General features: G+C 68.2%; 6 protein-coding genes. 1 reads left to right on the top strand and 5 read right to left on the bottom strand.

Annotation, left to right across the window (positions count from 1 at the left end; genetic code table 11):
* Positions 1–134: 134 nt before the first annotated feature.
* Entirely contained in the window at positions 135–1,982 is a 1,848-nt protein-coding gene (gene lepA, locus ACFWPJ_RS19795; protein WP_378853347.1) for a translation elongation factor 4, read from the bottom strand.
* A gap of 105 nt (positions 1,983–2,087) precedes the next feature.
* Between lepA and ACFWPJ_RS19790 the strand changes: the two genes are divergently transcribed.
* Positions 2,088–2,639, top strand: coding sequence for a type II toxin-antitoxin system PemK/MazF family toxin (locus ACFWPJ_RS19790; protein ID WP_378853345.1), 552 nt, complete (start codon positions 2,088–2,090; stop codon positions 2,637–2,639).
* 58 nt (positions 2,640–2,697) lie between these two features.
* Here ACFWPJ_RS19790 and ACFWPJ_RS19785 read toward each other — a convergent pair whose 3' ends face one another.
* The 4 genes from ACFWPJ_RS19785 to ACFWPJ_RS19770 all read right to left on the bottom strand — a co-directional run bounded on the left by ACFWPJ_RS19785 (position 2,698) and on the right by ACFWPJ_RS19770 (position 7,027).
* A complete protein-coding gene (locus tag ACFWPJ_RS19785; protein ID WP_378853343.1) occupies positions 2,698–3,471 on the bottom strand; it encodes an aquaporin in 774 nt (257 codons plus the stop codon).
* A 66-nt stretch (positions 3,472–3,537) separates the two neighbouring features.
* The gene (locus ACFWPJ_RS19780) at positions 3,538–4,380 is read right to left on the bottom strand and encodes a transglutaminase domain-containing protein (protein WP_378853341.1); all 843 of its coding nucleotides are present in this window, start codon (positions 4,378–4,380) and stop codon (positions 3,538–3,540) included.
* A complete protein-coding gene (locus ACFWPJ_RS19775) occupies positions 4,377–5,354 on the bottom strand; it encodes an alpha-E domain-containing protein (RefSeq protein WP_378853339.1) in 978 nt (325 codons plus the stop codon). The genes ACFWPJ_RS19780 and ACFWPJ_RS19775 overlap by 4 nt, the downstream gene beginning before the upstream one ends.
* Before the next feature lie 5 nt (positions 5,355–5,359).
* Entirely contained in the window at positions 5,360–7,027 is a 1,668-nt protein-coding gene (locus tag ACFWPJ_RS19770; protein WP_378853337.1) for a circularly permuted type 2 ATP-grasp protein, read from the bottom strand.
* Positions 7,028–7,238: the final 211 nt, after the last annotated feature.

Raw genomic sequence — 7,238 nt, 5'->3', positions numbered from 1 at the left:
CCCCGGTTTGGGGTTGGGCCCGGGCGGGGGCCCGCCCCCCGCCCTTATCCCCCGCCCGCCCCCCCAACCCCGCCCAACCCCCCCGGGGGGGGCGGCGCCTGCTGGTGCGCGTCACCGCCGAGCCGGGGTGAGGGTTACTTGCCCTTGGGCTTGTCGGAGGCCGCGTCCGAGGACAGCGCGGCCACGAAGGCTTCCTGCGGCACGTCGACCCGGCCGATGGTCTTCATGCGCTTCTTGCCTTCCTTCTGCTTCTCGAGCAGCTTGCGCTTACGGCTGATGTCACCGCCGTAGCACTTGGCGAGCACGTCCTTGCGGATCGCCCTGATGTTCTCGCGCGCGATGATCTTCGAGCCGATCGCGGCCTGGATGGGCACCTCGAACTGCTGACGCGGGATGAGTTCGCGCAGCTTGGTGGTCATCTTGTTGCCGTAGGCCTGGGCGGCGTCCTTGTGCACGATGGCACTGAACGCGTCGACAGCCTCGCCCTGGAGCAGGATGTCGACCTTCACCAGCGCGGCCGACTGCTCGCCCGCCTCCTCGTAATCGAGCGACGCGTAACCACGCGTGCGCGACTTGAGCGAGTCGAAGAAGTCGAAGATGATCTCTGCCATCGGCAGCGTGTAGCGCATCTCCACGCGCGTCTCCGACAGGTAGTCCATGCCCAGCAGCTCGCCGCGGCGGCTCTGGCACAGCTCCATGATGGTGCCGACGAACTCGCTCGGCGCGATCACGGTGCACTTGGTCACCGGCTCGAAGGTCTGGCGCACCTTGCCCTCGGGCCAGAACGACGGGTTGGTGACGACGTGCTCGGCGCCGTCCTCCATGACGACCCGGTAGATCACGTTGGGCGCGGTGGAGATCAGGTCGAGCCCGAACTCGCGCTGCAGCCGCTCGCGGGTGATCTCCATGTGCAGCAGACCGAGGAAGCCGCAACGGAAACCGAAGCCCAGCGCCACCGAGGTCTCCGGCACGTAGGTCAGCGCCGCGTCGTTGAGCTGCAGCTTGTCCAGCGCGTCGCGCAGGTCCGGGTAGTCCGAGCCGTCGACCGGGTACAGGCCCGAGTAGACCATCGGGCGCGGTTCCTGGTAGCCGGCCAGGGCCGAGGTGGCGCCATCGCGCGCGGTGGTCACGGTGTCACCGACCTTGGACTGACGCACGTCCTTCACACCGGTGATCAGGTAGCCCACCTCGCCGACACCGAGGCCCTGGGTGGGCTTCGGCTCGGGCGAGACGATGCCGATCTCGAGCAGTTCGTGCTGCGCGCCGGTGGACATCATCTTGATCTTCTGGCGCGGGGTCAGCTTGCCGTCGACCACACGCACGTAGGTGACAACGCCGCGGTAGGTGTCGTAGACCGAGTCGAAGATCAGCGCGCGGGCCGGGGCGTCGGCGTCACCGACCGGCGGCGGCACCTCGGCGATCACCTTGTTCAGCAGCTCGGCCACACCGACGCCGGTCTTACCCGACACCCGCAGCACGTCGTCGGGCTCGCACCCCACGATGTGGGCGATCTCGGCGGCGTAGCGGTCCGGGTCGGCGGCGGGCAGGTCGATCTTGTTGAGCACCGGGATGATCGTCAGATCCTTCTCCAGCGCCAGGTACAGATTCGCCAGCGTCTGCGCCTCGATGCCCTGGGCGGCGTCGACCAGCAGGATCGCGCCCTCACAGGCCTCGAGTGCGCGCGACACCTCGTAGGTGAAGTCGACGTGGCCCGGGGTGTCGATCATGTGCAGGACATAGTCCTCGCCGTCGACCTGCCACGGCAGGCGCACGTTCTGCGCCTTGATCGTGATGCCGCGCTCGCGCTCGATGTCCATCCGGTCCAGGTACTGGGCGCGCATCGCCCGCTCCTCGACCACACCGGTGAGCTGCAGCATCCGATCGGCCAGGGTCGACTTGCCGTGGTCGATGTGCGCGATGATGCAGAAGTTCCGGATCCGGGACGGATCGGTGAACGTCGTATCGGCAAAACTGGAAGCCACTCCACTCCTCGAGGGGTATCGGCGAACTGCGTCTATCGTCCCATGGGCCGAATCGCCCCCCTGTCACCGGTGCACCGAAGCGCGAGTCACCGTTATATTTCAGGGATGGCCAGCAGTTGGAACACTCTCGGCAAGCAACTCGGCGTCATCGCCAAGGAGCAGGGACCGAAGATCGTGCGCAAGCAGGGGCCGCGGCTGCTAGAGAAGCTGGTGGCGGCGCTGGCGGCCAAGCCGGGGCCCGCCGTCGCGGTCCGCCCGACCGCGTCGACGCCGGTCCCCACCGCCCACCGTGCCCGGCAGATCGTCTACTGCCCGCAGCTCGACGGCCGCGCCGATCCGGGCGAGGTCGTGTGGACCTGGGTGCCCTACGAGGAAGACCCCAAGAACGGCAAGGACCGGCCGGTGCTGGTCGTCGGGCGCGATCGCAAGACCCTGCTCGGGCTGATGCTGTCGTCCAAAGCCGAACGCGCGCACGACCGCAACTGGATCGGGATCGGCTCCGGCCCGTGGGACCACGACGGACGCCCCAGCTGGGTGCGGCTGGACCGGGTACTCGACGTGCCGGAGGACGGCATCCGGCGCGAGGGCGCGATCGTCGAACGCAAGACGTTCGACCTGGTCGCGCACCGGCTCGTCGCCGAATACAGCTGGAGCTGAACACAACAGGAAACCCCGATCCGGCGCACCGGATCGGGGTTTCGCCGTTCGGTGACCGCTAGCTCAGCACGTCCCTGGACCGCCCGAAGATCAACCCGTAGATCAGCGCCCCCAGCGCGCCACCCGCCAGCGGGAACACGACGAACACCCACACCTGGCCCATCGCCCCGTCCTGATAGGGCGCCACCGCCAGACTGCGCACCGGGTTCACCGAGGTGTTGTCGATCGGCAGCGAGACCAGGTAGATCACCGTGAGGGTGACACCGATCGAGAGCCCGGCCAGCGGGACATCGGAGATCTGGTCGGTGGAGGCCAGCACCACGAACACCAGCAGCGCGGTCAGCATCACCTCGATGATGATGGTCGCCGCGAGGCCGTAACCGTTCTGGACGACGACCTCACCGAGCGGACCGCGCACCGCCGAGGGGCTGTGCGCGCCCCAGCCGTTGGCGCCGAGCCCGTCGACCGACCGGTCGTAGGCGGGCAGGTTCTTGGCCAGGGCGAACAGCACGAGCCCGGCCAGGAAGCCGCCGATCAACTGGGCGATCACATACCCGGCGGCGCCGACTGCCGAGATCCGGCCGAGCAGCAGCTGTCCGAGCGTGACCGCCGGGTTGACGTGGCATCCCGAGATCGGCCCGATCGCGTAGACGAGGAACAGCAGCGACAGGCCGAACGCGAAGGCGACGCCGAGCGAACCGACCCGGTCGCCGGCCAGCACCAGCGTGCCGACCCCGCAGATCACCAGGATGAAGGTGCCGAGTCCTTCGGCGGCCCATTTCTTCGGCTCGGATACGACCTCGGGTTCGACGAGTTCCTGTGCAGTGGGCATCGGCCACCACCTCTCCGGGAGGAATCATCCCCGCGGCGAGCGGGGTCCGCACGAGCGAAGTGGACATTACGCCAGGCGGGTGACCTCCACAACGACCTCGAGGTCGGTCGAGCCACCGCCGGAGAAAACCCCTTTCAGCGGTGGCACATCCGCGTAATCGCGGCCGACTCCGACCGAGACGTGCTGCTCGTTGACGGCCAGATTGTTGGTCGGGTCGTAGCCCCACCACTGGCCGGTCCAGGCCTCCACCCAGGCATGCGACTGACCCGCCACCGTCTCGCCGATCCCCGCGCCCGGCTTCGGGTGCAGATACCCGGAGACGTACCGGCTGGGAATTCCCATGCTGCGCAACAACACCAGCGTCAGATGCGCGTAGTCCTGGCAGACGCCACGTCGCTCGCCGAAGGCCTCCACCGCCGAGGTGTGCACCGAGGTCGTGCCCGCGATGTAGTCCATCTCCTTGTGCACCCACTCGGCGGCGCGCACCACCGCCTTCGCGGGTTCCTCCCCGCGGGCGAGCTGCCGGGCGACGGTCGCGAGCTTGCGGTCACGCGGCACATAGGCGGTGGGACCGAGCATTTCGTCGAAGCGATCGACGATCCGGCCGCTGCGCAGTTCGTCCCAGGCCAGTTCCTCGGTCGGCTCGGCGAACGGCTCGGTCTCCACCACCGACGACCCGGTCACCTCCAGTTCGGTGTGCGGCGCGTGCAGATCGAACGCGGTGACCGCGGTGCCCCAGTAGTCGGTGTAGCGATACGACCTGGTGGCGGGCACGGTTTCGACGCGATTGAGGATCACGTTCTGCCTGCTGTCCGCGCGCGGGGTCAGCCTGGCCTCGTTGAACGACCGCGTCACCGGCGCGGCGTAGACATACCCGGTGGTGTGCACCACCCTGATCCGCCAACTCACAGCTCCCCCTCCACCTGCACACGCCCGTCGGAGCTGCTGCGCACATCGGTCCACGCCACCCACGGTGCGGCGTGGAAGTACTGGCGGGACACGGCCTCGCTCACCTCGCGGCACGATTTCTGCAGCGCGAGCAGCCGGTTCTGCAGGTCCTCCAGCAGCACACCGGGCGGCAGGAATTCGAGTTCGCTGCGGGCCCGGCCGAGCACACGCTGCGCCTCGTGCCGCGCGCCGACGCGACTGCCCGGCCGCTGGTCGAGCTCGGTCAGGCAGGCCTCGGCGACGCGCAGCGTGTGGAACACCGAGCGCGGGAAAAGCCGGTCGATCAGGATGAATTCGGCGACCCTGGCCGCGTCGAGTGCGCCGCGGTGGGTGCGCAGATAGGTGTCGTGGGCGCCCGCCGAGCGCAGCACCGTCACCCAGGCGGGCGAGGAGGTACGGTCGCCGGCGCGCGAGAGCAGCAGGCGCACCATCATGTCCACCCGTTCGATGGACCGGCCGAGCAGCAGGAACCGGTAGCCGTCGTCGCGCGAGAGCGTCGAGTCGGTCAGTCCGGTGAACATCGCGGCCCGGTCCTTGATGTAGGAGAAGAACTCGTGCGGGCCGAGACCGCGCGCCGCCTTCTCCGCCGCCGCCAGCCCGTTGTAGGTGGCGTTGAGGCATTCCCACATCTCACTGGAGGTGACTTCGCGTGCGCCACGGGCGTTTTCGCGGGCCTTGCCGATCGAGTCGCTGATCGAGACGCCGTGGTCGTGGCTGAACGCGACGAGGTCGGTCACCGACCACACATCCAGGCGCAGGCCGTCGGGGGGTTCGATGCCGAGCACTTTCAGCAGCACGCGGGAGGTGCGGTCGGCGTCGACGGTGGCGTCTTCGAGCAGTTGGTGCACGGCGACGTCGAGGATGCGCGCGGTGTCGTCGGCGCGCTCGACGTATCGGCCGATCCAGTAGAGGGATTCGGCGTTACGAGCAAGCATGTGTATTATTCCCCGATCAGCCGCTGCGTCTGTTGTTGTTGCTGCTGTTGCTGATTGGCCTGCGGCGCGCTGAGCTCGCGGCCGATCTCGAACGAATCGGCCTGCGGCGGATCACTCACCAGTTCCGGGCCCGCCAGCTCCCGGTCGACCTGGCCGGAACGACCGGCCAGCACCCAGGTGTCCTTGCTGCCGCCGCCCTGGCTGGAGTTCACCACCAGCGAGCCCGCGGGAAGCGCGACGCGGGTGAGCCCGCCGGGCAGCACCCAGATGTCCTCGCCGTCGTTGACCGCGAACGGGCGCAGGTCCACGTGCCGGGGCGCCAGATCGTTGCCGATCTTGGTCGGCACCGTGGACAGCTGCACCACCGGCTGGGCGATCCAGCCGCGCGGGTCTGCCTTGATCTTGCGCTTGATCGCCTCCAGCTCGCGCGGCGTCGCATCGGGCCCGATGACGATGCCGTAGCCGCCCGACCCCTCGACCGGTTTGACCACCAGCTCGCCGACCCGGTCGAGCACCTCCTCGCGTTCGTCGTCGAGCCAGCAGCGGAAGGTGTCGACATTGGGCAGGATCGGCTTCTCACCGAGGTAGTACTCGATGATCGTCGGCACGAAGGTGTAGATGAGTTTGTCGTCGCCGACGCCGTTGCCGACCGCGCTGGAGATCACCACATTGCCCGCGCGGGCGGCATTGAGGACGCCGGCGACGCCGAGCACCGAGTCCGGCCGGAAGTGCATGGGGTCGAGGAAGGTGTCGTCGATACGCCGGTAGATCACGTCGACCTGGCGCTCACCCGCCGTCGTCCGCATGTAGACGACATTGTCGCGGCAGAACAGATCGCGGCCCTCGACCAGCTCCACGCCCATCTGCCTGGCCAGCAGCGAATGCTCGAAATAGGCGGAGTTGTGCACGCCGGGGGTGAGCACGACCACGGTCGGGTCGGCCTCGTTCGGCGCAGCGGACGCCCGCAGCGCCCGGAGCAGATGGGCGGGATAGTCGCCGACCGCCCGCACCCGGTGCGAGGAGAACAGGTCGGGGAAGACCCTGGCCATCGTGCGCCGGTTCTCCATCACATAGGACACCCCCGAGGGCGAGCGCAGGTTGTCCTCGAGCACGCGGAAGTCGCCGCGCTCGTCGCGCACCAGGTCGATCCCGGAGACGTGGATGCGCACCCCGTTCGGCGGGACCAGGCCCGCGGCCTCGCGGTGGAAGTGCTCGCACGAGGTGACCAGCCGCTTGGGGATCACCTGATCGCGCAGGATGTTCTGCTCGCCGTAGACGTCGGCCAGGAACAACTCCAGCGCGGTGACCCGCTGCTTGATGCCGCGTTCGAGCTTGGCCCACTCCGCGGCCGCGATCACCCGCGGCACCAGATCCAGCGGGAACGGCCGCTCCTGCCCGGACAGCGAGAAGGTGATGCCCTGGTCGATGAACGCCCGGTCCAGCGCGTCGGAGCGTTTGGCCAGATCGCCGACGTCGTTGGCCGCCATCGCGGCGTGGATGCCCTTGTACGGAGCCCGCACCCGACCCGCCGCGTCGAACATCTCGTCGAAGGCGTCGGCGAAGCGGCCCGGACCGTACCCCTCGAACAAACCGGTGTGTACCGGGTGACCGTTCGTTCGCACCAACGCCGGTGACGCGGATCGAGCGGTACTCGGCGCTGTGGTGGAGGTCATGAGAAAAACTGTGCATCACCCGGGAGCGAGGCCGTGTGAGACACAGGTAAATTTCTCGCATCACCTGAAACGGGTGAAATCCGCCTAGGGCGCACGACCGCGCGGGCGATGCCCGATTTAGCCCGGCGGGGGCGAGCGGGTAAACGCGATCTTCGGCGCGGGGTTTCCCGTAGTTGAGCACCAGTCTCGTATAAAAAAATGAAGCTGCCGA

The sequence above is a fragment of the Nocardia sp. NPDC058497 genome (assembly GCF_042720195.1).
In the GTDB taxonomy this organism is placed as follows: domain Bacteria; phylum Actinomycetota; class Actinomycetes; order Mycobacteriales; family Mycobacteriaceae; genus Nocardia.
Note: the sequence above shows the minus strand (reverse complement) of the source record. Positions and strands in the feature narration are given on the sequence as shown.

Bases quoted from the DNA above. Each gene is read 5' to 3' on its own strand.
- ACFWPJ_RS19790 (WP_378853345.1), top strand. From the start codon at position 2,088: ATGGCCAGCAGTTGGAACACTCTCGGCAAGCAACTCGGCGTCATCGCC.
- ACFWPJ_RS19785 (WP_378853343.1), bottom strand. From the start codon at position 3,471: ATGCCCACTGCACAGGAACTCGTCGAACCCGAGGTCGTATCCGAGCCG.
- ACFWPJ_RS19775 (WP_378853339.1), bottom strand. From the start codon at position 5,354: ATGCTTGCTCGTAACGCCGAATCCCTCTACTGGATCGGCCGATACGTC.
- ACFWPJ_RS19770 (WP_378853337.1), bottom strand. From the start codon at position 7,027: ATGACCTCCACCACAGCGCCGAGTACCGCTCGATCCGCGTCACCGGCG.